Origin of the sequence: Herbaspirillum sp. WGmk3 (assembly GCF_023952535.1) — a bacterium.
GTDB lineage: Bacteria > Pseudomonadota > Gammaproteobacteria > Burkholderiales > Burkholderiaceae_D > Herbaspirillum > Herbaspirillum huttiense.
Genome location: NZ_JAKYWT010000002.1, coordinates 1,065,786 through 1,091,987, shown reverse-complemented (window position 1 = coordinate 1,091,987; position 26,202 = coordinate 1,065,786). Strand labels below are relative to the sequence as shown.

25 protein-coding genes and 1 tRNA gene are annotated in these 26,202 nt (G+C 63.8%); 12 read left to right on the top strand and 14 right to left on the bottom strand.

What is annotated here, in order from left to right; translation table 11 throughout:
- Positions 1-295: 295 nt before the first annotated feature.
- Positions 296-380: transfer RNA gene (locus MKD49_RS10840), tRNA-Leu, on the bottom strand.
- Positions 381-601: 221 nt separating this feature from the next.
- Between MKD49_RS10840 and rnr the strand changes: the two genes are divergently transcribed.
- From rnr to cysE, 3 genes are all read left to right on the top strand, one after another.
- Positions 602-3,118: a ribonuclease R gene (gene rnr, locus MKD49_RS10835; protein WP_121039393.1), complete on the top strand. Its 2,517-nt coding sequence runs from the start codon at positions 602-604 to the stop codon at positions 3,116-3,118.
- 91 nt (positions 3,119-3,209) lie between these two features.
- Positions 3,210-3,947 (top strand): 23S rRNA (guanosine(2251)-2'-O)-methyltransferase RlmB, encoded by a 738-nt coding sequence (rlmB, locus tag MKD49_RS10830; RefSeq protein ID WP_121039396.1) that lies wholly within the window; start codon positions 3,210-3,212, stop codon positions 3,945-3,947.
- Positions 3,948-4,074: 127 nt separating this feature from the next.
- Positions 4,075-4,827 (top strand): serine O-acetyltransferase, encoded by a 753-nt coding sequence (cysE, locus tag MKD49_RS10825; RefSeq protein WP_252696260.1) that lies wholly within the window; start codon positions 4,075-4,077, stop codon positions 4,825-4,827.
- Between the two features lie 93 nt (positions 4,828-4,920).
- Here the strand turns inward: cysE and MKD49_RS10820 are convergent, their stop codons facing one another.
- The 5 genes from MKD49_RS10820 to MKD49_RS10800 all read right to left on the bottom strand — a co-directional run bounded on the left by MKD49_RS10820 (position 4,921) and on the right by MKD49_RS10800 (position 9,717).
- On the bottom strand, positions 4,921-5,703 hold the full coding sequence (locus MKD49_RS10820) for a UDP-2,3-diacylglucosamine diphosphatase (protein ID WP_252696259.1): 783 nt from the start codon (positions 5,701-5,703) through the stop codon (positions 4,921-4,923).
- A 30-nt stretch (positions 5,704-5,733) separates the two neighbouring features.
- On the bottom strand, positions 5,734-6,222 hold the full coding sequence (locus tag MKD49_RS10815; protein WP_013233868.1) for a peptidylprolyl isomerase: 489 nt from the start codon (positions 6,220-6,222) through the stop codon (positions 5,734-5,736).
- A gap of 82 nt (positions 6,223-6,304) precedes the next feature.
- On the bottom strand, positions 6,305-6,874 hold the full coding sequence (locus MKD49_RS10810) for a peptidylprolyl isomerase (RefSeq protein WP_209580848.1): 570 nt from the start codon (positions 6,872-6,874) through the stop codon (positions 6,305-6,307).
- A complete protein-coding gene (locus MKD49_RS10805; RefSeq protein WP_121039411.1) occupies positions 6,871-8,088 on the bottom strand; it encodes a murein L,D-transpeptidase family protein in 1,218 nt (405 codons plus the stop codon). The genes MKD49_RS10810 and MKD49_RS10805 overlap by 4 nt, the downstream gene beginning before the upstream one ends.
- Before the next feature lie 36 nt (positions 8,089-8,124).
- A complete protein-coding gene (locus MKD49_RS10800) occupies positions 8,125-9,717 on the bottom strand; it encodes a tetratricopeptide repeat protein (protein ID WP_252696258.1) in 1,593 nt (530 codons plus the stop codon).
- Positions 9,718-9,948: 231 nt separating this feature from the next.
- On the opposite strand from MKD49_RS10800, the gene cysS reads away from it, so the two are divergent.
- The 4 genes from cysS to tilS all read left to right on the top strand — a co-directional run bounded on the left by cysS (position 9,949) and on the right by tilS (position 14,651).
- Positions 9,949-11,340, top strand: a complete 1,392-nt coding sequence (gene cysS / locus MKD49_RS10795) for a cysteine--tRNA ligase (RefSeq protein WP_252696257.1) — start codon at positions 9,949-9,951, stop codon at positions 11,338-11,340.
- 1 nt (position 11,341) lies between these two features.
- A complete protein-coding gene (locus MKD49_RS10790; RefSeq protein ID WP_034335513.1) occupies positions 11,342-12,001 on the top strand; it encodes a DNA-3-methyladenine glycosylase in 660 nt (219 codons plus the stop codon).
- Positions 12,002-12,182: 181 nt separating this feature from the next.
- Positions 12,183-13,163 (top strand): acetyl-CoA carboxylase carboxyltransferase subunit alpha, encoded by a 981-nt coding sequence (locus tag MKD49_RS10785; RefSeq protein WP_008327848.1) that lies wholly within the window; start codon positions 12,183-12,185, stop codon positions 13,161-13,163.
- Positions 13,164-13,241: 78 nt separating this feature from the next.
- Complete coding sequence (tilS, locus tag MKD49_RS10780; RefSeq protein WP_252696256.1) at positions 13,242-14,651, top strand: tRNA lysidine(34) synthetase TilS; 1,410 nt, start codon at positions 13,242-13,244, stop codon at positions 14,649-14,651.
- Positions 14,652-14,825: 174 nt separating this feature from the next.
- Here the strand turns inward: tilS and MKD49_RS10775 are convergent, their stop codons facing one another.
- The 3 genes from MKD49_RS10775 to MKD49_RS10765 form a co-directional block, all read right to left on the bottom strand.
- Complete coding sequence (locus MKD49_RS10775; RefSeq protein WP_134135161.1) at positions 14,826-15,080, bottom strand: hypothetical protein; 255 nt, start codon at positions 15,078-15,080, stop codon at positions 14,826-14,828.
- Between the two features lie 126 nt (positions 15,081-15,206).
- Positions 15,207-15,512 (bottom strand): hypothetical protein, encoded by a 306-nt coding sequence (locus MKD49_RS10770; RefSeq protein ID WP_252696255.1) that lies wholly within the window; start codon positions 15,510-15,512, stop codon positions 15,207-15,209.
- Positions 15,513-15,638: 126 nt separating this feature from the next.
- The gene (locus MKD49_RS10765) at positions 15,639-15,917 is read right to left on the bottom strand and encodes a hypothetical protein (RefSeq protein ID WP_252696254.1); all 279 of its coding nucleotides are present in this window, start codon (positions 15,915-15,917) and stop codon (positions 15,639-15,641) included.
- A 288-nt stretch (positions 15,918-16,205) separates the two neighbouring features.
- Here MKD49_RS10765 and MKD49_RS10760 point away from each other — a divergent pair, with 288 nt between their 5' ends.
- Positions 16,206-16,865, top strand: coding sequence for a LysE family transporter (locus tag MKD49_RS10760; RefSeq protein WP_034339732.1), 660 nt, complete (start codon positions 16,206-16,208; stop codon positions 16,863-16,865).
- Positions 16,866-16,959: 94 nt separating this feature from the next.
- Here the strand turns inward: MKD49_RS10760 and MKD49_RS10755 are convergent, their stop codons facing one another.
- Together MKD49_RS10755 and MKD49_RS10750 are read right to left on the bottom strand one after the other, a co-directional pair.
- A complete protein-coding gene (locus MKD49_RS10755; RefSeq protein ID WP_083859824.1) occupies positions 16,960-17,253 on the bottom strand; it encodes a PsiF family protein in 294 nt (97 codons plus the stop codon).
- Positions 17,254-17,344: 91 nt separating this feature from the next.
- Positions 17,345-17,734, bottom strand: coding sequence for a lysozyme inhibitor LprI family protein (locus tag MKD49_RS10750; RefSeq protein WP_252696253.1), 390 nt, complete (start codon positions 17,732-17,734; stop codon positions 17,345-17,347).
- Positions 17,735-17,953: 219 nt separating this feature from the next.
- Here MKD49_RS10750 and MKD49_RS10745 point away from each other — a divergent pair, with 219 nt between their 5' ends.
- From MKD49_RS10745 to rmuC, 4 genes are all read left to right on the top strand, one after another.
- Positions 17,954-18,304: a hypothetical protein gene (locus MKD49_RS10745; protein WP_121039432.1), complete on the top strand. Its 351-nt coding sequence runs from the start codon at positions 17,954-17,956 to the stop codon at positions 18,302-18,304.
- 49 nt (positions 18,305-18,353) lie between these two features.
- Positions 18,354-20,852, top strand: a complete 2,499-nt coding sequence (locus MKD49_RS10740; RefSeq protein WP_252696252.1) for an ABC transporter permease — start codon at positions 18,354-18,356, stop codon at positions 20,850-20,852.
- An 82-nt stretch (positions 20,853-20,934) separates the two neighbouring features.
- Positions 20,935-21,336: a group II truncated hemoglobin gene (locus tag MKD49_RS10735; protein ID WP_252696251.1), complete on the top strand. Its 402-nt coding sequence runs from the start codon at positions 20,935-20,937 to the stop codon at positions 21,334-21,336.
- Positions 21,337-21,355: 19 nt separating this feature from the next.
- Positions 21,356-22,843 (top strand): DNA recombination protein RmuC, encoded by a 1,488-nt coding sequence (gene rmuC / locus MKD49_RS10730; RefSeq protein ID WP_199725014.1) that lies wholly within the window; start codon positions 21,356-21,358, stop codon positions 22,841-22,843.
- A gap of 96 nt (positions 22,844-22,939) precedes the next feature.
- Here rmuC and glp read toward each other — a convergent pair whose 3' ends face one another.
- From glp to moaA, 3 genes are read right to left on the bottom strand one after another with little or no spacing between them, the layout of a single operon-like run.
- Positions 22,940-24,235: a gephyrin-like molybdotransferase Glp gene (gene glp, locus MKD49_RS10725; protein WP_252696250.1), complete on the bottom strand. Its 1,296-nt coding sequence runs from the start codon at positions 24,233-24,235 to the stop codon at positions 22,940-22,942.
- Complete coding sequence (mobA, locus tag MKD49_RS10720; protein ID WP_252696249.1) at positions 24,232-24,843, bottom strand: molybdenum cofactor guanylyltransferase MobA; 612 nt, start codon at positions 24,841-24,843, stop codon at positions 24,232-24,234. Before mobA ends, glp begins: the two co-directional genes overlap by 4 nt.
- 37 nt (positions 24,844-24,880) lie before the next feature.
- Entirely contained in the window at positions 24,881-25,996 is a 1,116-nt protein-coding gene (moaA, locus tag MKD49_RS10715) for a GTP 3',8-cyclase MoaA (RefSeq protein WP_252696248.1), read from the bottom strand.
- Positions 25,997-26,202: the final 206 nt, after the last annotated feature.

The window sequence follows — 26,202 nt, the reverse complement described above, 5'->3', positions numbered from 1 at the left end:
CCTCGGTCACGTTCCGCGACCCCGTCCGGCCTTGCAAGGCCGGACTTTCTCGTCCCTCCCGCAAGGCGCGCAGGCGCCTTGCTCGTGGCCCCCAAAATACAAAAGGCCGACTGACTTTCGTCAATCGACCTTTTCTATTTTGGTGCCCACGGAGGACCTCGGTCACGTCCCGCGACCCCGTCCGGCCTTGCAAGGCCGGACTTTCTCGTCCCTCCCGCAAAGCGCGCAGGCGCTTTGCTCGTGGCCCCCAAAACGCAAAAGGTCGATTGATTTTCATCAATCGACCTTTTTTGTTTGGTGCCCACGGAGGGACTCGAACCCCCACACCTCGCGGCACATGGACCTGAACCATGCGCGTCTACCAATTCCGCCACGTGGGCTGCGCTGTAAAGCGAAGACCGTGATTATAGACGGTCTAAAAGCGCTGTCAACAACTTTTTCGCTTCCATGGCATCATTTTCGTTGCAATACGATGCTTCACCCCTGTTTTACCCCCGTATTGCGGTTAGGTAAATGGCCGCAACTCCGTTACACTAGGCACATCCGTCCGCCTGGGCGAGCTTCGCCTTGGCATTTATAACAATTGCGCGAAACGAAACTTTTGAGCCAATTCCCCTATTCCATTCCCAGCCGGGAAGAGATCCTCGGCATCCTGCGTACTTCCTCGGGCGCGCAAAACGCTGCCGCCCTGGCCGCCGCGCTCGGCGTCAAGCCGGAAGAAATGGACGGCCTGACGCGCCGCCTCAACGCCATGGAACGCGACGGCCAGATCAAGCCGGATCGCGCCGGCAACTACAAGCTGACCCACTCGCCCGACTTCATCCTGGGCCGCGTCTCCGCCCATCGCGATGGCTTCGGTTTCCTGCTGCCCGATGAAGGGGCCGATGATCTGTTCCTGCCCGAGAAGGAAATGCAGAAGGTCATGCACGGCGACCGCGTGCAGGCCCGCATCACCGGCACCGACCGCCGTGGCCGTCCGGAAGGCACCATCGTCGAAGTGGTGGAACGCGCCAACACCCACGTGATCGGCCGTCTGCTCAATGAGAACGGCGTCTGGGTGGTCGCCCCCGAAGACAAGCGCATCGGCCACGACGTGCTGCTGGCCGGCCCCCCGGGCAAGGCCAAGGCCGGGCAGGTGGTCAGCGTGGAGCTGACCGAACATCCTTCCCGCTACACGCAACCCGTGGGCAAGATCGTCGAGATCCTGGGCGATATCGACGACCCCGGCATGGAAATCGAAATCGCCGTGCGCAAGTACGGCGTGCCGCACGAATTCTCGGAAGCCGCCAAGAAGCTGGCTTCCAAGCTGCCCAGCGAAGTCAAGGCGGCCGACCTCAAGGATCGCGTCGACCTGCGCGACGTGCCGCTGGTCACCATCGATGGCGAAGACGCACGCGACTTCGATGACGCCGTCTACTGCGAACCCGTCAAGATCGGCCGCACCAAGGGCTATCGCCTGATCGTCGCGATTGCCGACGTGAGCCACTACGTCAAGCCCAACGACGCGCTGGACGTGGACGCGCTGGAGCGCAGCACCTCGGTGTATTTCCCGCGCCGGGTGATCCCGATGCTGCCGGAAAAGCTCTCCAACGGCTTGTGCTCGCTGAACCCGGACGTGGACCGCCTGACCCTGGTGTGCGATGCCGTCATCACCGCCAAGGGCGAGATCAAGGCCTACCAGTTCTATCCGGCCGTGATCCACTCCGCAGCTCGCCTGACCTATACCGAAGTGGCCTCGATCCTGGCCAATACCAAGGGCCCGGAAGCAGCGCGCCGCATCGGCCTGGTGCCGCACCTGACGCACCTCTACGAAGTCTTCCAGGCGCTGCTGACGGCCCGCCAGGCACGCGGTGCCATCGACTTCGAGACCACCGAGACCTACATCGTCTGCAACGCCGCCGGCAAGATCGAGAAGATCCTGCCGCGCACCCGCAACGACGCGCACCGCCTGATCGAGGAATGCATGCTGGCCGCCAACGTCTGCGCGGCCGACCTGTTGAAGCGCCACGATCACCCGGCGCTCTACCGCATCCACGCCGGTCCGACCAAGGAAAAGCTGACGCAGCTGCGCACCTTCCTCAAACAGATCGGCCTGACCCTGGGTGGTGGCGACACCCCCAGCGCCTCCGACTACGCCGAGCTCATGCCCAAGGTCAAGGCGCGTCCGGATGCGGTGCTGATCCAGACCATGCTGCTGCGCTCGATGCAGCAGGCGGTCTACAGCCCGGACAACATCGGTCACTTCGGCCTGTCCTATGAATCCTATGCGCACTTCACCAGCCCGATCCGCCGCTATCCCGACCTGCTGACGCACCGTGCGATCAAGGCCGTGCTGCAAGGCAAGCGTTACGAGCCCAAGGGTATCGACAGCACTGCGCTGAACACCTCGATCTCGCCCGCCGCCCGCAAGGCGCAGGCGTTGCAGCGCGCCACCGACAAGGCGGCCGGCAAGAAGCCGCGCGGCGAGAGCGCACTGGCGATCTGGGAAGCGCTGGGCCTGCACTGTTCGGCCAATGAGCGCCGTGCCGATGAGGCTTCGCGCGATGTGGAAGCCTGGCTCAAGTGCTACTTCATCCGCGACAAGCTGGGCGAGGAATTCACCGGCACCATCGCCGGCGTGGCCACCTTCGGCATCTTCGTCCAACTGGATGCGCTCTACATCGAAGGTTTGGTGCACGTCACCGAACTGGGTGCGGATTACTTCCAGTACGACGAAGCGCGCCACGAACTGCGCGGCGAACGTACCGGCATCCGCTACCAGCTGACCGACCGCGTCACCGTGCAGGTCAGCCGCGTGGACCTGGATGCACGCAAGATCGACCTGGCACTGGTCAACGAGCCGGGCATCCGTACCCTCATCAAGAACGAAGCCAAGCGCGCTGAAAACGCCGCGCGCGGCAAGTCCGGTGGCGGCAGGCAGAGTGCCGATGAAGCTCAGCCGGCAGCCCGTGGCAAGAGGGGTGCGGCCAAGCCAGCTGCCGCTGCAGCGGGCAGCAAGCCCAAGGGTGGCGCCAAGGCCAAGGCCGGTGCCGCGCGCACCGCCACGGCACGCCCCGGCGAAGCTGACCGCAAGCGCGCTGCATCCAAGGGCTACACCAAGGGCAAGAAGAAGCGATGAGCATGTCCCCGGACCTGCGCAATGCGCAGGCCGGGTTTGATGGAACGCGGGGCAGTTGCCCCGAGCAAGACGAAAGACACAAGCAGGATCTATGAAGAGCAAAATGATTTTCGGCTTCCATGCCGTGACCTCCCGCATCCGCCACGAGGCTTCCTCGGTGGAAGAGATTTACGTGGATGCCGAGCGCCGCGACCGCCGCATGCTGGATTTGCTGCATGCCGCCAAGGAAGCCAATGTGCGCATCATCCAGGCCGACGACCAGCGCCTGGCCGCCATGGTCGGCACGCGCCGTCACCAGGGCGTGGTGGCCAAGGCCGCCGCGCTGTCGCTGGCGCGCACCCTCGATGAACTGCTGGATGCCGTGGTCGGTCCGCCGCTGCTGCTGATCCTCGACGGCATCACCGATCCGCACAACCTCGGCGCCTGCCTGCGCGTGGCCGATGGTGCCGGCGCGCATGCCGTGATCGCCCCCAAGGATCGCGCCGTGGGCTTGAATGCCACGGCCATGAAGGTCTCCAGCGGTGCGTCCGACACCGTGCCCTACATCACCGTCACCAACCTGGCCCGCACCATGCGCGACCTGAAGGAGCGCGGCGTGTGGATCATCGGCACCTCCGATGATGCCGAGAAGGGCCTCTACGAAGGCGACTTCACTGGCCCCACCGCACTGGTGATGGGCTCCGAAGGCGAAGGCATGCGCCGTCTCACCCGCGAGACCTGCGACGTGCTGGTCAACATCCCCATGTTCGGTTCGGTCGAGAGCCTCAACGTCTCCGTGGCTTCCGGCGTCTGTCTGTACGAGGCGCGACGCCAGCGCTTGCCCAAGTAAGTCCGGTCATCCCGCATGACACCATCGCCGGACTTCGCGTCCGGCGATTTTTTTTGCCGTTCCATTCTTGGATCACTTCAATTTCACTTCAGTAGCCGTTTTCATTCAACGTTTCAGGAAACACACCATGTTCAGCCGACTCAGAGAAGACATCGCCAGCATCCGTGAGCGCGACCCCGCCGCGCGCAACAGCTGGGAGGTGCTGACCTGTTATCCGGGCCTGCATGCGGTGATCCTGCATCGCTGGGCCCAGGCTTGCTGGAAGGTCGAGATGAAGTGGCTGGGACGCTTCATCTCGCAGCTGGGCCGTACCCTCACCGGCATCGAGATTCATCCCGGTGCCACCATCGGCCGCCGTGTCTTCATTGATCACGGCATGGGCGTGGTGATCGGCGAGACCGCCATCGTCGGCGACGATTCCACCATCTACCAGGGCGTGACCTTGGGCGGCACTTCGCTGGCCAAGGGCGCCAAGCGCCATCCGACACTGGGGCGCGGCGTCATCATCGGTGCCGGGGCCAAGGTGCTGGGCGGCTTTACGGTCGGGGACGGGGCCAAGGTCGGTTCCAATGCGGTGGTCACCAAGGAAGTGCCGGCCGGCGCCACCGCCGTGGGCAACCCGGCGCGCATCATCGAGCGCAACACCGTGGTGGCCGGGCGCGACCAGGTGGCAGCGCGCCTGTTTGCGGCCTATGGCGTGATGCCCAATGGCGATGATCCGCTGTCCAAGGCGCTGCACGGACTCATCAACCAGGTGGCTGCGCAGGAGCAGCAACTGGAAGCCGTGCTGGCCGCCTTGCAGGGAGCGGGGATAGGGTGTCGACGCCTTGAAGAGGCCGGGCAATTCGACGCCGCGCAACTGAACCGGCTGGTCGATTGAGGAGCAGGGGCGCAGCCGGGTTCAGACCGGCTGCGTAGGTCGCCACGGCATCTGCCGCAGCGATGAAGCGATGAGGCGGTGAACTGTGCGGGATCAGGCGATCTCGTCGCCGTTCACATCATGCCGGTGCAGCGCACCGTCAGCCGTCAGGCTGATCCAGCCGCCACGCGGCGTTTCCACGTCGTATTCCCAATCTGGAAGTACATAGCGCAGCTTGCCGCCGTCCAGGCGATGCAGGGCAGGGCGGTGCGTATGGCCGTGGATCAGGACATCGGTGCCGGTCTGCGCGAAGAGCGCATCGATGGCACCGGCATTGACGTCCATGATCGCCATGTCCTTGCTCTGGTTGGCGTCCTGACTGTTCTTGCGGATGCCTTCGATGATGGCCTTGCGCTGCGCCAGCGGCATGGACAGGAATTGCTGCTGGTAAGCCGGCTGCCGCACCTGCGCGCGAAAAGCCATGTAGGCCTGGTCATCGGTGCATTGCGCATCGCCATGGGCCAGCGCCAGCGTGCGGCCGGCGGCGGTGATGACGTGCGGGTCCTGCAGCAGGGTCAATCCTGCGGCATCGGCAAATGCCTGTCCGACCAGGAAATCGCGGTTGCCAGCCATCCAGTACAGTTGCACGCCTTGCGCCTGTACAGTTCGCAGTGCGTCAGCAATCAGTTGGTTGTAGGGAGCAGTACGGTCGTCGTCACCGGCCCAGTACTCGAACACGTCACCCAGCAAGTACAGTTGCTGCGTCTGTACTGCATGGCGCTGCAGGAAGGACAGAAAAGCCTCGGTGGTGCGGGGCAGGGCGGCTTGCAAATGGAGGTCGGAAACAAAAAGCGCAACCGTCGGTTGCGCTTTCTGCATGAACTGGAAATCAGTCATGGTCGGTGAAGTCAGTGGTCCGGGTCAGGCTCAGACCACTTCTGCCTTCTCGATCACCACATCTTCTGCAGGCACGTCGGCGAACATGCCGGCGCGGGTGGTCTTGACGCCCTTGATCTTGTCGACCACTTCAGTGCCTTCGACGACCTTGCCGAAGACACAGTAGCCCCAGCCGTCCTGGCCCGGGTAGTCCAGGAAGCTGTTGTTCTTGACGTTGATGAAGAACTGCGCCGAGGCCGAGTGCGGAGCGGCGGTGCGGGCCATGGCCAGGGTGTAGGGCTCGTTCTTGAGGCCGTTCTTGGCTTCGTTCTCGATCGGCTCGCGGGTTTCCTTCTGCTTCATGCCGGGTTCGAAGCCGCCGCCCTGGATCATGAAACCGTCGATGACGCGATGGAAGATGGTGCCGTTGTAGTGGCCGGCGTTGACGTAGGCCAGGAAGTTCTCAACGGTCTTGGGGGCCTTCTCGGCATCCAGTTCGATCTTGATGGTGCCGTGGTTGGTGGTGAGCAGAACTGCCATGATGAATCCTTTGCTTGTGGGGGAATGAAAAAAACCGGCGGGCGACTTGGGCCCGCCTTGGCTGCGTGACGGCAGGCCGGCCTTACTTGACCAGGGTGGCCGATTCGATCACCACCGGCGTGGCCGGCACGTCGCCGGCACCGGTGCGCACTTGCTTGATCTTGTCGACCACGTCAGCACCGGCGATGACCTTGCCGAAGACGGCATAGCCCCAGCCGTCCTGGCCGGGGTAGTTCAGGAAGCGGTTGTCCGCCACGTTGATGAAGAACTGGGCCGTTGCCGAATGCGGTGCCGACGTGCGCGCCATCGCCACAGTATAAACCTCGTTCTTCAAACCGTTATTGGCCTCGTTCTTGATGGGCGCGTCGGTGGTCTTCTCGCGCATGTTCTGGTCGTAGCCGCCGCCCTGGATCATGAAGCCGTTGATGACGCGGTGGAAGACGGTACCGTTGTACTGGCCCTTCTTGACGTATTTCAGGAAATTGTCGACCGAGACCGGAGCCTTTTCGGGATTGAGTTCCAGGGTGATGTCACCCATGCTGGTCTTGAGCAGCACGCGCGGTGCATCGGCCGCCAGGACGGGTGCAGCCAGCGTGGCCGAGAGAGAGAATGCTGCGGCCATGCGCAGCAGATGACGACGGGAGAGGATCATGCGTTGCCTTCGTAAATGATTTTCCATTGCGATCCTTCACGCACCCAGTACTGGCGCTTGCGGATCGCGTTCTTGCTTTTGCCGACCGCACTTTCCTGGGTGAAAGTGCTGACGATCATGTCTTCCGGTGTGCCGGGATAGCGGAACAGGCTGACATCGCGCAGTTTGACACTGGTATAGCGCGCGCCGTTCAGGCTCTTCTGCTGGCGGCCGAACCAGGTGGCCAGGTTCTCGCCCTGGGCCGAGCGGAATTCGGGAGAGTAATACGCCAGCACCTTGTCGGCATCCGCATTCTCCAGCGACTGGCCCCATTGCTCCAGCATGGCCGAGGCGGCGTCGCGCTGTTTGGCCCATTCGCTCTTGTCGACGAACTGCACGTGCTGGCTGATCACCACCACGGTCTTGCCGACTTCGGCGGTGGAATACAGGCTCTGCAGGTCCGGATTGGCCAGCACCACGCAGCCATCCGAGGACAGGGGCGGGCGGCTGAAGTTGTCCGAGGGCGTGCCGTGCAGCCAGATACCATAGCCGCTGCGGCCATTGCGCTTGTCCCACTCATTGGGATAGGACAGCGGCAGCGCGCCCGTGCCATAGAAATCGGGCAGCTTGGGGCCGGGGATGCGGTTGTTGACGTAATACACGCCGATGGGCGTGCGCTGGTCGCCCGACTTGGTCTTGTTGGCACCGAAGCGGCCTTGCGAGACGTAGTAGTCGGTCATGTATTTCAGCTCGCCGCCCTGGTTCTCGTAGACGTACAGGCGCGAGCGCGTGGTATCGACCACCAGCACGTTCTTCTGGTCCTCGCCGACTTGCAGCACGGCCTTGGGGATCAGCTTGGGATCCGGTTTTTCCTGCAGGGAACGGATGCGCACCATGGCTTCGTCGCGCAATTCCTTGAGCTTGTCGCCGGGTCCGTCGGCCATCGCGCCGAAGTTGCGCACCGGGCGGGCATGCATCAGCAGCAGGTCGCCGCGCACCAGATGGCCCAGGCGGAAGGTCGGATAGGCCGCGACCAGAGCGTCGGCCTTGGCCTGGGCTTCGCGCAGGCGGTTGGCACCGAGGTCCTTGTAGATATCAATGAGCAGGGCTTCCGGATCCGGCTTGGCAGCGGGTGCGCCGGCCGTATTGCCTTGCGGCGGAATGGAAGAAGAGGATGCCTCGCTGCCCATCGCAGGCAGGCCCGCCAGGCACAACATCAGCAGGCGTCCCAGCATGCGCGCGGGACGCCCTTGCAAAGCGCTAGCCACCAATTACCCTCCCGATCGTTCCTGTTTGATCAGCCATCGATTGCCCTGTTTGACGAAGATCAGGGTCTTGCGGCTGTCCACCGTCAGCCGATCCGAATTATATATCTGGCGATAGCGCACGGTCGCGATGTTGCCATTGATGCTCACCGTGGCATTGCTGACCTTGACACTGATGCGGCCCTTGTCCTCGATGCGGGCGCGGCGCTCTTCGGCCCATTCCTTGCGGGAGGCGCCACGGGGCGTCTCGAAGTCGCTGGCGTAATGGCCCAGGTAGCTGCGCACGTCCTTGTCGCTCCAGGCCTTGGCCCAGCCATTCAATGCTGCCAGCACGACCGCCTTGTCCTGTTCGGCGCTGGCCTCGGCCTTGGCCTTTTCCTTGTCGGCACGGGCCTTGTCGGCACGGGCCTTCTCGGCCGCGGCCAGTTTCTCGGCCTTGGCCTTTTCTGCGGCGGCCAGTTTCTCCGCCTTGGCCTTCTCGGCCGCAGCCAGCTTGTCGGCTTGTGCCTTCTCGGCGGCAGCCTGGGCGGCCTTGTCCTTCTCGGCGCGGGCGGCTTGTTCGCGGGCCAGTTTGTCGGCTTGCTCCTTGTCCTTCTGCGCCTGCAGTTCCTTCTGCTTCTGCTCGGCGGCAGCCTTGTCGGCGGCGGCCTTCTGGGCGCGCGCCTGTTCGGCGGCCAGTTGCTCGGCGCGTGCCTTCTCGGCCTTGGCACGGTCGACGGCGGCCCGGTCTGCTGCTGCCTTCTCTGCTGCTGCCTTCTCTGCTGCGGCCTTGTCTGCGGCGGCCTTGTCGGCAGCGGCTTTCTCGGCGGCCGCCTTGTCGGCTGCGGCTTTTTCCTTCTCGCTGGTGGCCTTGGAGATGGCTGTCTTTTCCGCTTCGGCCTTGTCGGCGGCTGCCTGCTGCGCCAGTTTCTCGGCCGCCAGGGCACGATTGCGTTCCTGCTGTTCGGCCGCTGCCGCTTCGGCCTTGGCCTTGGCGTCGCGCTGGGCCGATGCGGCCGACGCCAGGCGCGGCACCGTGCCACCGGTAGTGTTGCCGTTGAGCGAGCGCAGCAAGGTCAGCTTGGGCTGAGGCACGTTGGCACCCGGATCGATCTGCAGCGCCTTGTCATAGGCCTGGCTGGCCAGCTTGGCATAGACGTCGCCCAGGTTTTCCAGTGCCGTGGCATAGGTCGGGTTGGTGCGCATGGCCATGTCCAGCGCCGCGCGCGCCTTGTCGTACTGGCCGTCGGCTGCATACAGCACGGCCAGGTTGTTGTACGGCTCGGGCAGGTCGGGGAAGTCTTCGGTCAGCTTGCTGAACACCGCGATGGCCTCGGCAGAACGGTTTTGTTCTGCTAAGATCAGCCCCTTCGTGAAACGCAGTTGCGCATCGCGCGGGTGTTTCGCCAGCACGGCATCGGTCTTGGTCAGTGCATCGGCATACTGTCCGGCCCGCATCAGCTTGTTGATGTCAGACATTTCACTGGCATGCGCAAGCGTGGCGGGCACCCCGAACAGGGCAGCCACCAGGCTGGACAACACTGCCGTCTTGTGGGCAGTCTTGCTGATCAAACCGCGCAAACCATGAATGGATGTCTGTTCTTGTGATTCTGGGGCCATGGTTTTATCGATGCTATACTCGAAGAAATTCGAAGAAAGCTGGCATTTTATATCAAACAAGTAAGACAAAAAGAGGTTTGGCTACCGTGACCCGTTCATGTTGCAACTGCTGCTAGAACAATGAAACCCGGCAGGGGCCTGCCAGCGCCACGCTTGTTCACGGTGCCGGCCCCAGGTAGTGCATGAACCCGTCGCCCACAGCGGCAACGCCAACCCCAGAATTCCCATCCCATGAGCGAGCTCAAGATTTACAACACGCTGGCGCGTGACAAGCAGACCTTTACCCCGATCGAACCCGGCAAGGTGCGCTTGTACGTGTGCGGCATGACCGTGTATGACTATTGCCATATCGGCCATGCGCGCGTGCTGGTGGTGTTCGACATGGTGCAGCGCTGGCTGCGCGCCTCCGGCTACGCCGTGACCTATGTGCGCAACATCACCGACATCGATGACAAGATCATCCATCGCGCCGCCGAGAACGGCGAGACCATCGCCCAGCTGACCAATCGCTTCATCGATGCCATGAACGAGGATGCCGCCGCCCTGGGCGTGCAGCGTCCCGATCATGAACCGCGTGCGACCAAGTACGTGCCGAAGATGCTGGACCTGATCGGCAAGCTGGAAAAGCACGGCCTGGCCTACAAGGCCAGCGATGGTGACGTCAATTACTCCGTGCGCGATTTCCCCGGCTACGGCAAGCTCTCCGGCAAGTCGCTGGACGACCTGCGCGCCGGCGAACGGGTGGATGTGAACACCGGCAAGCGCGATCCGCTGGACTTCGTGCTCTGGAAGGCGGCCAAGCCCAGCGAGCCGGACGAAGCCAAGTGGGACTCGCCCTGGGGTTGTGGCCGTCCGGGCTGGCACATCGAGTGCTCGGCCATGTCCAGCGACCTGCTGGGCGACCATTTCGATATCCACGGCGGTGGCCAGGATCTTCAGTTCCCGCACCATGAAAATGAAATCGCCCAGTCCGAAGGCGCGCACCAGCACACCTTCGTGAATTACTGGATGCACAACGGTTTCGTGCGCATCGACAACGAGAAGATGTCCAAGTCTCTGGGCAACTTCTTTACGATTCGCGACGTGCTCAAGAAGTACGACCCGGAAGTGTTGCGTTTCTTCATCTTGCGCGCCCACTACCGCAGCCCGCTGAACTACTCGGATGCCCATCTGGACGATGCCCGGCAGGCGCTCACCCGCCTGTACACGGCCTTGAAGGATGTGCCGCCGGAAGCCGGCGCTCTGGTGGCCGATGAAGGGCATGCACAAAGGTTCACAGAGGCCCTGAACGATGACTTCAACACGCCGGTCGCGATCTCGGTGCTGTTCGAACTGGCCAATGAGGTCAACCGTGACCGTTCGCCGGCGCAGGCGCGCCAGTTGAAGGCGCTGGCCGGCATCCTCGGCCTGCTGCAGCGCGAGCCGGCGGAGTACCTCAAGGGCGGCGTGGCAGCAGCAGACGGTCTGGGCGAAGCCGAGATCGAAGCCCTGATTGAAGCACGCAAGGCGGCCAAGGCAGGCAAGAACTTCGCCGAAGCCGACCGGGTCCGTGCCGAGCTGACCGCGGCCGGCATCATTCTGGAAGACAAACCGGGCGGCCTGACCGAGTGGCGGAGAGCTTGATTTGAATACCAACCGAAAAGCCAGCGAGGCCGATCCCAGCCTGATCGTGCCGGCCTACTGGGAAGAGGCCAAGGCCGAGCTGATGAAGCGCGACCGCATCATGCGCAAGATCATTCCGCAGTTCGGGGATCTGCAACTGACCGTGCGCGGCGACGCCTTCACCACGCTGGCGCGTTCGGTGATTGGCCAGCAAATCTCGACCAAGGCCGCCAATGCGGTCTGGCAGCGCTTCCTGGAAGCCTGTCCGCGCTGCACGCCGGGCCAGGTGATGCGCACCGGTCCGGAAGGGCTGGCGGCGTGCGGCCTGTCCAAGCGCAAGGCCGAATACATCCTCGATCTGGCGGCCCACTTCAAGGCCAAGACGGTACATCCCGACAAATGGGCGGAGATGGAAGACGAAGCCGTCATTGCGGAGATGATCCAGATCCGCGGAATTGGCCGCTGGACAGCCGAGATGTTTTTGATATTTAATCTGCTGCGCCCGAACGTGCTGCCGCTGGATGACCTGGGATTGCTCAAGGGCATCAGCATCAGCTATTTCTCGGGCGAGCCCGTCTCGCGCAGTGATGCGCGGGAAGTCGCCGCGAATTGGGAACCGTGGCGCACCGTGGCGACCTGGTACCTGTGGCGCAGCCTGGATCCGCTGCCGTCCGATTATTGATCCAAGAGGAAGAGGGTGCGCCCGGCGCTGCTGCGCCGGGGCCGTGCTGGTGTATACTCCGCACCTCCCAAGATTTGAAGGCAAACCGATGCAACCGGGGATCATCGCGCCGCAACCCGCACCGGGCCGGCATTGTCAGCGATTCTCGCCACATCATCGGACTTGTTGAAAAAGGAACACAATGAGTAAATCGACAACGACTTTTCTGGGCTTCGAGCAGGCCATCGCCGAGCTGGATGCCAAGATTGAAGAGTTGCGTTTTGTACAGGATGACTCGGCCGTCGACATCTCCGAAGAGATCGAGCGCCTGGTCAAGAAGAGCCAGCAGCTGACCAAGGACATCTACGCCAAGCTCACGCCCTGGCAGGTCTCGCAGATTGCGCGCCATCCGCAGCGTCCCTACACCATGGACTACGTGCGCGAGATCTTCACCGATTTCCACGAACTGCATGGCGACCGCACCTTCGCGGACGACCAGTCCATCGTCGGCGGCCTGGCCCGTTTCAACGGCCAGGCGTGCATGGTGATCGGCCACCAGAAGGGGCGCGACACCAAGGAACGCGCCATGCGCAACTTCGGCATGCCCAAGCCGGAAGGCTATCGCAAGGCGATGCGCCTGATGAAGGTGGCCGAGAAGTTTGGTTTGCCGATTTTTACCTTTGTCGATACCCCGGGCGCATTCCCCGGCATCGATGCCGAAGAGCGCGGCCAGTCCGAAGCCATCGGCCACAACCTGTACGTGATGGCCGAACTGAAGGTGCCGCTGATCGCCACCATCATCGGTGAAGGCGGTTCCGGCGGCGCGCTGGCGATCGCCGTGGGCGACTCGGTGCTGATGCTGCAATATGCGACCTACTCGGTGATTTCGCCGGAAGGCTGCGCTTCCATCCTGTGGAAGACTGCCGACCGTGCCGCTGATGCTGCTGAAGCGCTGGGCCTGACCGCTCATCGCCTCAAGGCCATCGGCCTGATCGACAAGATCGTCAACGAACCGCTGGGCGGCGCTCATCGCGACCCCAAGCAGATGGCCGGTTTGCTCAAGCGCGCACTGTCGGATTCGCTGCGCCAGTTCCAGGGCATGAAGACCAAGGACCTGCTGGCTGCGCGTCACGAAAAGCTGATGGCTTATGGCAAGTTCAAGGAACTGAATTCGGCCGAATAATTTTCGGTTCGCATTTTCTTCTTCCCGGACGCCAGCGATTGCTTCGCTGGCGTTTGTCTTTTCTGGTGCCGGTTTCCCATGTCCGATCATTCTTCTTCTCCTTCCTCCGGCAAGTCCACCGGCAAGCTGCTGCAGGCATTGCACGCCACGCTGGCCGTGACCGCTTTCGATCCCGCGCAGGACACGCTGGCCGTGGCCTTCAGCGGTGGACTCGATTCCACGGTGCTGCTGGAAGCGGCCGCGCAGTGGCAGCGTGAAAGCGGCGGGCGCGTGGTGGCCCTGCATGTGCATCATGGACTCTCGCCCAATGCGGATGCCTGGCTGGCGCATGCCGAGCAGGCATGTGCGCAGCGCGGCATCACCTGCGCGCACGAGCGCGTGCAACTGGAACGGGTGGCCGACAGCGGTGTGGAAGAAGCGGCACGGCTGGCGCGGTATGCCGCGCTGGGGCGGCTGTGCCGGGCACATGGTGCGCGCCTGCTGCTGACGGCCCATCATCTCGACGACCAGGCCGAAACGGTGCTGCTGCAACTGCTGCGCGGCAGCGGGCTGGCGGGCCTGTCCGGCATGGATCAATGCAATGCCGCGCCTGGTTTGCTGGGCGATGCGGACACGCTGATCGCACGGCCTTTCCTGGCCATTCCGCGTGCGCAGCTGGAAGAGGGCGCACGCGCCTGGTCGCTCGCCTGGATCGAGGACGAATCCAACAGCGATCCGCGCTACACGCGCAACGCTTTGCGCCATCAGGTGATGCCGGCATTGGGCCAGGTCTTCCCCGGCTACCAGCAGCGTCTGGCGCGTGCGGCCGGGCATGCGCAGGGTGCGCAGGAATTGCTGCACGAAGTGGCCGAACAGGATCTGGCGCAATGCGGTGAAGGCGATCACCTGCGCATGCCTGCGCTGCGTGCCCTGAGCGAACAGCGCTTCCTGAACCTGATGCGTCACTGGTTCGGACTGCGCGGCATGCGCATGCCGTCATCGGCGTGGATGCAGGAGATGCGCACCCAACTGCTGGAGGCCGATGTGGAAGCGCAGCTGTGCGTCTCTCACCCTGACGGCGAAGTCCATCGTTACCGCGAGCGCGTCTTCCTGGCGCCGCGCCGTCGCCTGCCCGATGAGGGCGCGTCACTGTCGCTGCGCTGGAGCGGGCAGGCGCAGGTCCATGTGCCGGTCTTCCACGGCACCCTGAAGTTCGAGCCCATTCCCGCTGGCGATGCGCGGCCGGGCTTCGATGCCGCGTGGCTGCGTGCGCAATCGCTGCTGGTGTGCGGGCGCAGCGGGGGAGAGCGCATCAAGCTGGCGCAGAATCGTCCGGCGCGCAGCCTCAAGCAGCAGTACCAGAGCGCCGATGTCCCTGCGTGGGAGCGGCCTTATCTGCCGCTGGTGTGGGCAGGGGACGATCTGTTGTTTGCGGCAGGCGTGGGCATGGACTGTGCGCATTTTGCACAGGCGGGAGAGCGCATTGCCCTGCGGTGGCAGCAGGATTGATCTGCATCGGGCGTGTCGGCGTGAGTGGACAGCCGAAGCTAAGCAAACCATTTAAATGATATAAAAAATATCGCCCCCGGACCTGACGGTGCGGGGGGCGATATCCCTGTCATCCCTGACATGTCCGGGCTTCAGACGGATCCGATGCCCGGGGTGCTGCTCCTTGCGGACGCCTTACTTGGCGGCGGCGTCAGCGGCCGGCTTGGCTTCAGTACCGGCAGCGGCCTTCTTCTCGCTCTTGCCTTCCGCCTTCTTTTCCGACTTCTTGTGCTTGGCGTGATGTTCCGCCTTGGCCTTCGGCGCGGTCTCGGTCTTGGCGGCTTCCGCCTTGGCCGGAGCAGCCGGGGCGGCAGCGGCGCCGGTCTGGGCGAACACCGGCAGGGTCAGGGCCGACAGCAGGGAAGCAACGATGATGGTCTTGGTCTTCATGGTGATGTCCTTTCAACGACTAGTGTCTGGTCAGTGTCAGTAGTACTGTGTGCACGGTGTGTGCTGTGTGTCTGCTATGTGTTTGCTACGTGTACCGGGCGCTGGCCCGGTACGGTCTTGCCTGGATTACTTGGTCTTGGCAGCGGTGTCGGTGGCGGCCGTCTTGGTGTCCGCAGTGCCGACATCCTTCTTTTCAGCCTTGGCTTCAGTCTTGGTATCGGCCTTCTTCTCCGATTTTTCGGACTTCTTGTGCTTGGCGTGATGCGTGGCCTTGGCCTTCGGTGCGGTCTCGGTCTTGGCGGCTTCCGCCTTGGCCGGGGCGGCGGTGGTGGCAGCCGGGGCGGCAGGAGCGGCGGCTGCACCGGTCTGGGCGAACACCGGCAGGGTCAGGGCCGACAGCAGGGAGGCAACGATGATGGTCTTGGTATTCATGGTGATGTCCTTTCAGAGACAAGTGTCTGTTTGCGTCAGTAGTACGGTGCGTACGGTGTGTGCTGCGTGTCTGCTACGTTACTGCTTTGTATCTGCTATCTGTACCGGGACTGGCCCGGTACGGTCTTACTTGGTCTTGGTCGCTGTATCGGTAGCGGCCTTGGCATCTGCCTTGGTATCGGTCTTGGCTTCGCTCTTGGCGTCAGCCTTCTTCTCCGACTTTTCGGACTTCTTGTGCTTGGCGTGATGGGTGGTCTTGGCCTTGGCCGCGGTGTCGGTCTTGCCGGCTTCCGCCTTGGCCGTGGCTGCTGCTGGCGCGGCCGGCGCAGCGCTGCCGGTCTGTGCGAACACCGGCAGGGCCAGTGCGGTCAGCAGGGAAGCGACGATGACGGATTTGGTTTTCATGGCAATTTCCTTTAGAAAGTGGTTGTTACGCTCGGCGCTTGATTTTGCGTAATCGCTTCATCATGTCGTGTCGCCTTGCTTCCTATAACGAGCCGCCGACGTGAAAGACGACGTGAAAGTGTTTCAATTCATCGTGTATTTGTAAGCATTCGTTGCTGCTTTGCTTATAATGGTCAACACGTTGGTGCAGCCTTGTTTCAGCGCTGTTTCCGGGCTTCGCCGCTGCACTGCGTGCCTTGCCGGTGGTCTTGCCGTTTCTTCTTTCCTGTTGCCTCATCGAGTTTTCTCATGGCCTATCAAACTTGGTTTGCATTTTTCCTCGCCGCCTGTGTCATCGCCATCTCGCCCGGATCGGGCGCGGTGCTCTCCATGAGCCACGGCCTCAATTACGGCCTGCGCCGTACCACGGCCACCATCCTTGGCCTGGAAATCGCGCTGGTGGTGGTTCTCATCATCGCTGGTGCCGGTGTGGGTTCGCTGCTGGTGGCCTCCGAAACCGCCTTCAATGTGGTCAAGATCGCCGGTGCCCTGTACCTGATCTACCTGGGCTTCTCGCAGTGGCGCGCCCGCGTGCCCTCGGAGCAGGAAGGCGAAGCCCTCGACAACGCCAATGCCGTGGCACGCGCGCAGCGTGGCCAGCACTGGTGGCAGCGTTGCATGACGGGCTTCCTCACCAATGCCACCAACCCCAAGGGCATCGTCTTCATGGTGGCAGTGCTGCCGCAATTCATCGATCACGAACGGCCGCTGTGGCTGCAGCTGCTGGTGCTGGCCGTGACCATGGTGGCGGTGGACCTAGTGGTGATGCACGGCTACGCCTTTGCGGCCAGCCGCCTGCAACGCTTCTTCCGCAGCCAGAAGGCGATCAAGGCGCAGAACCGTTTCTTCGGTGGCGTGCTGATGCTGGTGGGGGCCGGGCTGTTCTTCTTCAAGCGCACGCAGCACTGATTGCAGCACCGCGCAGAAAACAAAAAACCCGCAAGGCAGCTTGCGGGTTTTTTGTTGGGCGTCCCGGCCGGGTTGGCGGGGACGTGAAGGAAAATTACTTGTCCTTCTTCAGGCAGGACGACATGAAGGCTTTGCGCTCATCGCCCTTCTTGCCGGCGGCATCGGCGTTACATTGCTTCATCTTGTCCTGCTGGGTGGCCGGCTTGGGCTGTTCCTTCTTCAGGCAGGAGGACATGAAGGCCTTGCGTTCATCGCCTTTCTTGCCGGCGGCGTCGGCGTTGCATTGCTTCATCTTGTCCTGCTGCGCATTCTGCGCCATGGCGGGGGAACCCAGCAGCAGCGGGGCGGCCAGTGCGAACGAGGTCATGGCGAAGAGCATTTTTTTCATGAGAGACTCCCTGGGGCAAGGTGGATTCGTGGGTCTGATCGCGTCTGATTCTTCAGACGCGAGCATTACAGCATGAAAGATAATGTTCTGACTAGCGCACGCAGTTGAGATCGCCTTCCTGGCAGCCTGCCAGATTCTTCAGTTCGTCCGCACGCTGGCGGGTCTTGTCGGCCAGGCAGGTCTGCAGCGCAAGTGAAGCTGCAGACCCGCCGGCGCTGGCCGAGCTCTCAAAGCGGCAGGACAGGTCGCGATACTTCAGCCAGGCCAGCTGCACTTCGCGCAACTGGTTCTGTTGCGCCTTGTTGAGCTTGTCGCGATAGGCCATGTAGGTGGCGTTGAGATCGGCATCGTTCTGGGTCAGGGTCTGCGAGGCGCAGGCATTCATCTCGGCCTGGGTGGCGGCCTTGGTGCAATCGGCAGCGAAGGCACTGCCGGCACACAGCAGCAGGGTGGCTGCCAGCAGGGACAAGGGGGCTTTCATGGGACTGGACTCCGGTTTCTCAGGGGACGAGGCTGCAATGCTTCCGGTGGGCAAGGTCATTCTGGCGACCTTGGGAAGGCTTGCAGCTTGTCGGGATAAAATGACATTTTGCCTGTCTTAGAAGAAGACAGAGCAGGCCGGTTCGCCCGTTTCTGCAACGAAATTGCAACAAGCCGTATCTGATTTACCTTATCCAAATCTTTTTCAGGAGTAGCGCAGATGGGATTGAGCTGGCTGTCCGCCATCAAACTGATTCCCTGGGGCGACGTGGTCCAGGCCACCCCCGGCATCGTCAAGGGCGCGCGTGACCTGTGGTCGCGCACCCGCAAGGCCAAGACCGCAGTCGATGCCGCGCCGCCCGCGCCGGTCACCGGCGACGTCGGCCAGCTGGCCCAGCGTATCGTCCAGCTGGAAGCCGAGCAGCTCGAAGCCAGTCAGTTGATCAACACCCTGGCCGAGCAGAATGCGCAACTGGTCGCCACCATGGATGCCATGCGCCGCCGCCTGCGCATGCTGGGCGCTTTCTGCGTGCTGCTGGCGGTGGGCGTGGTGGCGGTGTGGCTGCGCTGACGCTTTCTTGCATTTTCCTGAACCCTGATTCCTTGACGACTGGCCCTGCATGTTCCAACAAGCATTGCGCATGACCCTGCGCGACTGGCGCACCGGTGAACTTCGTTTCCTGCTGATCGCCTTGATCGTGGCGGTGGCGGCACTGTCCTCGGTCGGTTTCTTCGTCGACCGCATGCGCGCCGGCATGACGCGCGATGCGCACCAGTTGCTGGGGGCCGATCTGCTGGTGGCGGCCGATCAGCCACTGTCACCGCAATGGCTGCAGCAGGCCGCCACGCAAGGCTTGCAGCAGGCGCAGACCCAGGTTTTCCCCAGCATGGCGCAAGCCGGGGAGGGGGATGCGGCCCGCTCGGTACTCTCATCCATCAAGGCCGTCACGGCGGGCTATCCCTTGCGCGGCCAGTTGCGTCTGCAGGGCAGCGATGGCCGCGACCGGCCTGCCGACGGGATTCCGCAGCCGGGGACCATCTGGGTCGATCCGCAGATCCTGTCCCAGCTCGGCGTGAAGGTCGGCGATACCCTCAGGCTGGGTGATCTGGCGCTGAAGATCGCCGCCGTCATCGCGATCGAACCGGATCGCGGCAGCGCCTTCGTCAATTTCGCGCCGCGCGTGATGCTCAATGAGGCCGACCTGGCCGCCACGCACCTGGTGCAGGTCGGGTCGCGCGTGACCTACCGCCTGCTGATCGCCGGACCGCCCGAGGCCGTGCAGCGCTACCAGCAGCAGATCGAACGCCAGATCGAGGCCGACAGGCTGCGCGGCGTGCGCCTCGAATCGCTGGAAAACGGCCGCCCGGAAATGCGCGCCACGCTGGACCGCGCCGAGCAATTCCTGTCGCTGGTCGGGCTGCTGTCGGCCATGCTGGCCGCGCTCGCCGTGGCCATGGCGGCGCGCCGCTTCATGCTGCGCCATCTGGATGCCTGCGCGATGCTGCGCTGTTTCGGCATGACGCAGGCGCAGGTGACCTCGCTCTATCTCACCGAATTCATTCTCATCGGGCTGGCAGCCAGCTTCATCGGCATGCTGGTCGGCTTTGCCGCCCACTTCGCGTTGCTGCAATGGTTGGGCAACTTCCTGCCGACCGCCTTGCCGCCACCGGGCTGGGCACCGGCGCTGCAGGGCGTGGCCACCGGCCTGCTGCTGCTGGTCGGGTTTGCCTTGCCGCCCATCCTGCAATTGCGCAACGTGCCGCACAACCGCGTGATCCGGCGCGACCAGGGCGCACCGCAGGCGCTGACGGTCGGGACCTATGTGCTGGGCACGCTGGTGTTTTCCGGCTTGCTGCTGTGGCAGGCGGGCGATCTCAAGCTGGGGCTGCTGACCATTGCCGGTTTCCTCGGCGGCTTCGGTCTCTTCGCGCTGGTGGCCTGGCTGTGCCTGCGTGCGCTGCGTTCGCTGCGCGGGCTGGTGGATCGCCAGAGCTGGCGCTTCGCCATCGATGGCCTGCAACGCCGTCCGGCGGCGGCCGTGATGCAGGTGGTGGCTTTGGGCCTGGGGCTGATGGCGCTGCTGCTGCTGACCGTGATCCGCGGCGACTTGGTGGGCGCATGGCAGCAGGCTACGCCGGCTGATGCCCCCAACCGCTTCATCATCAACATCCAGCCGGACCAGCGTGAGGCCGTGCAGCAGGCGCTGCGCCAGGGCGGGGTGCAGGATGCGGCGCTGTATCCGATGATTCGCGGGCGGCTGGTGCAGATCAACGGGCGCGCGGTCAATCCCTCGGACTATCAGGAAGACCGCGCCAAGCGCCTGGTGGACCGCGAATTCAATCTCTCGACCATGCGCGACATCCCGCCCGGCAATGGCATCGTGGGCGGCCGCTGGTACGACGACAGCCACCCGGAAGCCTCGGTGGAACGCGGGCTGGCGCAGACCCTGGGCATCAAGCTGGGGGACAAGCTGCAATTCGACATCGCCGGCCAACTGGTGGAAGCCCCCGTAACCAGCATGCGCAAGCTGGAGTGGGGATCACTGCGGGTGAATTTCTTCGTCATCCTCAACCCGACGCTCATGCGCGATACGCCGCAAAGCTGGATCACGGCGGTACACCTGACGCCGCAGCAGGAGGCTTTGGGCAACACGCTGGCGCGTGACTTCCCCAATCTGACCGTTGTGGACATAGGAAGTGTACTGGCACAGATTCAGGAAGTGGTCGGTCAAGTGATTGCAGCTGTAGAGTTCCTGTTCCTGTTCACTTTGTGTTCAGGTGTACTGGTACTGTACGCTGCACTGGCAGGGTCCCAGGATGAACGTGTACGGGAAGCTGGCCTGTTGCGTGCCCTTGGTGCGACTCGCCAAGAGCTCTCCCGCGCCCAGCGCATCGAGGTGCTGCTGGTGGGTTCGCTGGCCGGGTTGCTGGCGGCCAGCGGGGCGGTCGGCATCGGCTGGGCGCTGGCGCATTACGTCTTCAATTTCGACTGGAGTTTCAGCCCGCTGGTGTGGGTGGCGGGCATGGGGCTGGGCGCGGCTTGCTCGGCCTTGGGCGGCTGGGCCGGATTGCGCCACGTGCTGCGCCGTCCGCCGCTGCAGACCTTGCGCGAGGCCTGATCCGATACAGATCAAGCAAGGCTGGCATTGGCAGCCGGACCGGCCCGACGCGGGCGGCCGGCTGCGGTATCATGGCGGTCTTATGCAAATCGAAGATCCCAACCAACCGACCACGTTCGAACTCATTGGCGGCGCAGAGAAGCTGCGCGAGATGGTCGACCGTTTCTATGACCTGATGGACCTGGAGCCGGAGTTCGTCGGCATTCGCGCGCTGCATCCGCCTTCGCTGGACGGTTCGCGCGAGAAGACTTACATGTTCCTCTCCGGCTGGACCGGCGGTCCCAGCCTGTACATGGAAAAATTCGGCCATCCGCGCCTGCGGGCGCGCCATCTGCCTTTCCCCATCGGCATCTCCGAGCGCGACCAGTGGCTGCGCTGCATGACCTGGGCCATGCAGGACGTCGGCCTGCCGGAAGACCTGATGAAGCGCCTGCTGGCGGCGCTCTACCAGACCGCCGACTGGATGCGCAACAAGCCCGAGTAACACGCATTGGATTGGTCCCATGTCCCTTTTTGAAATGATCCTTACCGGCCTGGTCGTGGTCGGCGTCGTGCTGCAAGTGTTGATCCTGCTGCGCGGTAGCCAGCGGCAGGAGGACGACACTGCGCTGGTGATCGAAGACGCGCTGCTGCAGGTCAAGCAGGACCTGCAACGCCATCAGCAGGAGACCGGCGAGCGCATCGAGCGCGAGCTGCGCAGCCAGGTGCAGGCCAGTGCCCAGAGCACGCGCCAGGAACTGGGCGCGAACTTTGCCCATCTGCAGCAGACGCTGGCCACGCAGCTGACGAGCGTGGCGGGTTTGCAGAACCAGCAGATCGATGGCTTCGCGCAGCAACTGGTCAAGCTCAACGAAAGCAATACCCAGCAACTGGAAAGCATGCGTCAGTCCATCACGCTGCAGGCCCAGGTGAACCGCGAAGAGCAGGCGGTTTCGCTCAAGCGCTTCGGCGATACGCTGAATCAGCAATTGTCGGCGCTGACCGAATCCAACGCCCAACGCATGGCCGAAGTGCGCGCCACGCTGGAAGCCAAGATCAAGGACCTGCAGAACGACAATGCGCAAAAGCTGGAAGAGATGCGCAAGACCGTGGACGAAAAACTGCATGCCACGCTGGAGCAGCGGCTCGGTGAATCCTTCAAGCTGGTCTCGGACCGGCTGGACAAGGTCCACCAGGGCCTGGGCGAAATGCAGCAGCTGGCCACCGGCGTGGGCGACTTGAAGCGCGTGCTGACCAACGTCAAGACGCGCGGCACCTGGGGCGAAGTGCAGCTGGAAATCCTGCTGGAGCAGATGCTCACCCCCGACCAGTACGCCAAGAACGTGGAGACCGTCCCGGCCAGCGGCGAGCGGGTGGAATTCGCCATCCGGCTGCCGGGTGCGAAGGAAGACGCGGGCCAGGTCTGGATGCCCATCGACGCCAAATTCCCCAAGGAACAGTACGAACGCCTGGTCGATGCCGCCGAGCGCGCCGATGCCGACGGTGTGGCGACGGCCGGCCGCGAGCTGGAGCGGGCAGTGCGCGGCGAGGCCAAGACGATTGCGGAGAAATACCTGTCGCCGCCGTTGACGACCGACTTCGCCATCCTCTTCCTGCCCACCGAAGGACTGTATGCGGAAGTGATGCGCCGGCCCGGCTTGTCGGATGAATTGCAGCGCACCTGCCGGGTCACCATTGCGGGGCCGTCGACCTTGTCGGCGCTGCTCAACAGCCTGCAGATGGGCTTCCGTACGCTGGCACTGGAAAAGCGTTCGTCGGAGGTGTGGCAGGTGCTGGGCGCGGTCAAGACCGAGTTCGGCAAGTTCGGCGAAGTGCTGGCCGCCACCAAGACGGCGCTGGAGCGGGCGGCCAAGAACATCGACCAGGCCGAGACCCGCACCCGCCAGATGACGCGCAAGCTCAAGTCGGTGGAGGCACTGCCGGTGGAGAATGCGCAGAAGCTGCTGGGGACCGGGGAGCTGGATTTGGGCGAGGATGCCGAGGGCGTCTGATTTGCTTCTTCCTTCACCTGCAGAGGTGGCTCAAGCGGCTGGAAAACAGAAGGGACGGCTTGCCGTCCCTTTTTCTTCATCTGCGCCTGAAAGCCGTCATACCAAGCCGTCGAACAGCACCACCGTCACCTCTTCACCAGCGGCCACCTCGCCGCGTTCGTGTTCCAGTTCAATGATGCAGTTGGCGTCCGACATCGAGCGCAGGATGCCCGAACCCTGCATGCCGGTCAGCCGCACTTGCCAGTGACCGTTCTCGTCCGGAGCCAGTATGCCGCGCTGGTATTCGGTGCGGCCGGCCTTCTTGCGAATGGCGGTGGCCGTCTTCACCCGCAGGCGCGGCAGCGGCCTGGCTTCGGCTCCGGCCAGGCGCAGCAGCGCATCGCGCACGAAGAAGGAAAAACTCACCTGCACCGCCACCGGATTGCCCGGCAAACCGAACAGATAAGCCTCCCGTCCGCGCGAGCGGATGCGGCCGAAGGCCAGCGGGCGGCCGGGGCGCATGGCGATCTTCCAGAACGTCATCTCGCCCAGGCTGGCCATGATCTGCTTGGTGTAATCGGCCGCACCGACCGACACGCCTCCCGAGGTGATGACCGCATCGGCCTCTTCGCAGGCACTGCGGAACGCCGCTTCCAGGGCGGCCGGATCGTCCGGTACCACGCCCATGTCCAGCACTTCGCAACCGAGGCGCGTGAGCATGCCGTGCAGGGTGTAGCGATTGGAGTCATAGACGCAGCCGGCATCGAGCGGCTCGCCGACCGAACGCAATTCGTCGCCGGTGGAGAAGAAGGCCACACGCAGACGGCGCTGCACCGGTACTTCGGCAATGCCCAGCGAGGCCAGCAGGCCGATGTCGGAGGGCCGCAACACGCGGCCGCGCGGCAGGGCCACGCTGCCCAGGGCCAGGTCTTCGCCACGCAGGCGGCGATTGTCGCCGGGACGCACGCGGCCGGCAGGCAGGGTCACGCCGTGCGCGTCGGCGTCGGTGGTCAGTTCTTGCGGGATCACGGTGTCGCAGCCCTCGGGCATGGGTGCGCCGGTCATGATGCGCACGCACTGGCCAGGGCCGACGCTGCCGGCGAATTGTTCACCCGCGTGCACCGCACCGATGATCTGCAGGCGCACTTGCCGGCCCTCGGCCACATCCTCGCCGCGCAGGGCATAGCCATCCATGGCGGAGTTGTCGTGCGCCGGGACGTCGATGCGGGAGATGATGTCGCACGCCAGCACGCGCGAGAGGGCGCTGCGGATGGCCAGCTTTTCGACGGCCTCGATGGGCGTGATGAATTCCTGGATCACGGCTTGCGCGCGTGCCACCGTCATGGCGTTGGGGTCATAGCCGCTGATGCAGCTGACGATGTCGTGGAGTGTGGCGGTGTGGGTCTCGGTCATTGTTCTGCTTCGAGCTGTTGCAAATCCAGCCCGGTGTTGATGTTGCTGAAGGCGCGCTCGTCAGGGAAATCCACTTCGACGCAATCAAGGCTGGCAAACCAGTGGTCCATCTTGCGTTCGCCCGCCGCCAGGAAGGCGTCCAGCGAGGCGCGCGTGCTGGTCTGCAGCAGCGAGCATACAGGATGCCGCTGGCGCCCGTGCACGCCCTCGGTGACCGCGATGGCGGCCTGTGCACCGCTGGCGGTGAGGGCATCGTACAGGTGCGCTACCAGGTCATAGGGGATCAGCGGCGAGTCGCACGGGGCGGTGGCCAGCAGCGGCGTGTGGCAATGGGCCAGGCCGCATTGCAGACCCGCCAGCGGGCCGGGGAAATCCCCCTGCAGGTCATGCCAGACCGGATAGCCGAAACGGGCGTACTCCAGCTGGGAGCGGTTGGCGTTGATCGCCAGCGTACCGACCTGCGGGGCCAGGCGTTCCAGCACGTGCTGCACCAGCGGCTTGGCATACAGGACTTGCAGGCCCTTCTCCACGCCGCCCATGCGCGTGCCACGGCCACCGGAGAGGACCAGGCCGGTGATGTGACTGGCGGCGGTGGCGGGGGAAGACATGGTGCGGAAGAGCAAAGAGCAGGGCAGGCGTGCCGGATCAGCCGCCGATGTAGGACATCTCGACCTTGCGCGCCGGAGTCGCCTGCATGGCGCTGCGCAGCTCGGAATAACGGTCGCCGCGCTGGCCCCAGAGGGCGGCGATGGCACCGGCAATCTCGGCATCGCTGCTGCCATTGCGCACCAGGCTGCGCAGGTCGTGGCCTTCGCTGGCGAACAGACAGGTGTAGACCTTGCCTTCGGTGGAGAGGCGCGCGCGTGAACAGTCCTGGCAGAAGGCCTGGGTCACGCTGGAGATCACGCCGATCTCGCCGCTGCCATCCACATAGCGCCAGCGCTCGGCGGTCTCGCCGGTGTAGTTGGGGTCGGCCACTTCCAATGGCATCTCGGCGGCGATGCGGCGGACCACTTCGCGCGAGGGCAGCACTTCGTCCATGCGCCAGCCGTTGGAAGAGCCCACGTCCATGTATTCGATGAAGCGCAGGATGGCCGGGCTGCCCTTGAAGTAGCGCGCCATGGGCAGGATCTGGTCGTCGTTGACGCCCTTCTTGACCACCATGTTGATCTTGATCGGGCCCAGTCCGGCGGCGTGCGCCGCTTCGATCCCTTCCAGCACGCGCGCCACCGGGAAATCGACGTCGTTCATGCGGCGGAAGCTCTCGTCATCCAGCGAATCGAGCGACACCGTCACGCGCCTGAGTCCGGCGGCCTTGAGCGCCTGGGCCTTTTGCTTCAGCAGCGTGCCGTTGGTGGTGAGGGTCAGGTCGATTTCTTCGCCCTCCGGGGTGCGCAGGGCGGACAGCATGCCGATCAGGGTTTCGATGTTCTTGCGCAGCAGCGGCTCGCCGCCGGTCAGGCGGATCTTGCGCACGCCATGCGCCACGAACTGGGCTGCCACGCGGGTCAGCTCCTCGAAGGTCAGCAGGTCCGAGTGCGGGAGGAACTGGTATTGCTTGTCGAAGACATCCTTGGGCATGCAATAGACACAGCGGAAATTGCAGCGGTCAGTCACCGAAATGCGCAGGTCATGCAGCGGACGCCCCAGGCTGTCGCCCAGCCAGCCGGTCGGCTCGACCGCAACCGGCGTCAGCAAGCCGGCCGCAGTGGCGATCGGGGCTTGCCGGACATCGACGATGGGGATGACGCGCTTGTTCATACGATCTGACGATAAAAGGTGTGTAACGATAGCACGCCTGAGGCCGCCGCGCAGATGCACAATCATGCATATAGTGTATGCGTGCAACTGCATCTCGCGCCTGCCGCCGCCCGCCGCGCGGGCCTGCTGGCATCTGGCTTGCAGCGCCATCGTAAGCTGCCGCGACTGTATCGTGACTGCGAGCGGGCAACTGTCACCAAATAGGA

What these genes read in the sequence shown, in the direction of transcription:
- MKD49_RS10735 (WP_252696251.1), top strand. Translation starts at nt 20,935, where the DNA reads ATGCAAATCGAAGATCCCAACCAACCGACCACGTTCGAACTCATTGGC.
- MKD49_RS10745 (WP_121039432.1), top strand. Translation starts at nt 17,954, where the DNA reads ATGGGATTGAGCTGGCTGTCCGCCATCAAACTGATTCCCTGGGGCGAC.
- rmuC (WP_199725014.1), top strand. Translation starts at nt 21,356, where the DNA reads ATGTCCCTTTTTGAAATGATCCTTACCGGCCTGGTCGTGGTCGGCGTC.
- cysE (WP_252696260.1), top strand. Translation starts at nt 4,075, where the DNA reads ATGTTCAGCCGACTCAGAGAAGACATCGCCAGCATCCGTGAGCGCGAC.
- moaA (WP_252696248.1), bottom strand. Translation starts at nt 25,996, where the DNA reads ATGAACAAGCGCGTCATCCCCATCGTCGATGTCCGGCAAGCCCCGATC.
- MKD49_RS10740 (WP_252696252.1), top strand. Translation starts at nt 18,354, where the DNA reads ATGTTCCAACAAGCATTGCGCATGACCCTGCGCGACTGGCGCACCGGT.
- MKD49_RS10760 (WP_034339732.1), top strand. Translation starts at nt 16,206, where the DNA reads ATGGCCTATCAAACTTGGTTTGCATTTTTCCTCGCCGCCTGTGTCATC.
- MKD49_RS10820 (WP_252696259.1), bottom strand. Translation starts at nt 5,703, where the DNA reads ATGACTGATTTCCAGTTCATGCAGAAAGCGCAACCGACGGTTGCGCTT.
- MKD49_RS10805 (WP_121039411.1), bottom strand. Translation starts at nt 8,088, where the DNA reads ATGCTGGGACGCCTGCTGATGTTGTGCCTGGCGGGCCTGCCTGCGATG.
- rlmB (WP_121039396.1), top strand. Translation starts at nt 3,210, where the DNA reads ATGAAGAGCAAAATGATTTTCGGCTTCCATGCCGTGACCTCCCGCATC.
- MKD49_RS10800 (WP_252696258.1), bottom strand. Translation starts at nt 9,717, where the DNA reads ATGGCCCCAGAATCACAAGAACAGACATCCATTCATGGTTTGCGCGGT.
- MKD49_RS10815 (WP_013233868.1), bottom strand. Translation starts at nt 6,222, where the DNA reads ATGGCAGTTCTGCTCACCACCAACCACGGCACCATCAAGATCGAACTG.
- glp (WP_252696250.1), bottom strand. Translation starts at nt 24,235, where the DNA reads ATGACCGAGACCCACACCGCCACACTCCACGACATCGTCAGCTGCATC.
- cysS (WP_252696257.1), top strand. Translation starts at nt 9,949, where the DNA reads ATGAGCGAGCTCAAGATTTACAACACGCTGGCGCGTGACAAGCAGACC.
- tilS (WP_252696256.1), top strand. Translation starts at nt 13,242, where the DNA reads ATGTCCGATCATTCTTCTTCTCCTTCCTCCGGCAAGTCCACCGGCAAG.
- MKD49_RS10750 (WP_252696253.1), bottom strand. Translation starts at nt 17,734, where the DNA reads ATGAAAGCCCCCTTGTCCCTGCTGGCAGCCACCCTGCTGCTGTGTGCC.
- MKD49_RS10775 (WP_134135161.1), bottom strand. Translation starts at nt 15,080, where the DNA reads ATGAAGACCAAGACCATCATCGTTGCTTCCCTGCTGTCGGCCCTGACC.
- MKD49_RS10770 (WP_252696255.1), bottom strand. Translation starts at nt 15,512, where the DNA reads ATGAATACCAAGACCATCATCGTTGCCTCCCTGCTGTCGGCCCTGACC.
- MKD49_RS10755 (WP_083859824.1), bottom strand. Translation starts at nt 17,253, where the DNA reads ATGAAAAAAATGCTCTTCGCCATGACCTCGTTCGCACTGGCCGCCCCG.
- MKD49_RS10765 (WP_252696254.1), bottom strand. Translation starts at nt 15,917, where the DNA reads ATGAAAACCAAATCCGTCATCGTCGCTTCCCTGCTGACCGCACTGGCC.
- MKD49_RS10785 (WP_008327848.1), top strand. Translation starts at nt 12,183, where the DNA reads ATGAGTAAATCGACAACGACTTTTCTGGGCTTCGAGCAGGCCATCGCC.
- mobA (WP_252696249.1), bottom strand. Translation starts at nt 24,843, where the DNA reads ATGTCTTCCCCCGCCACCGCCGCCAGTCACATCACCGGCCTGGTCCTC.
- MKD49_RS10810 (WP_209580848.1), bottom strand. Translation starts at nt 6,874, where the DNA reads ATGATCCTCTCCCGTCGTCATCTGCTGCGCATGGCCGCAGCATTCTCT.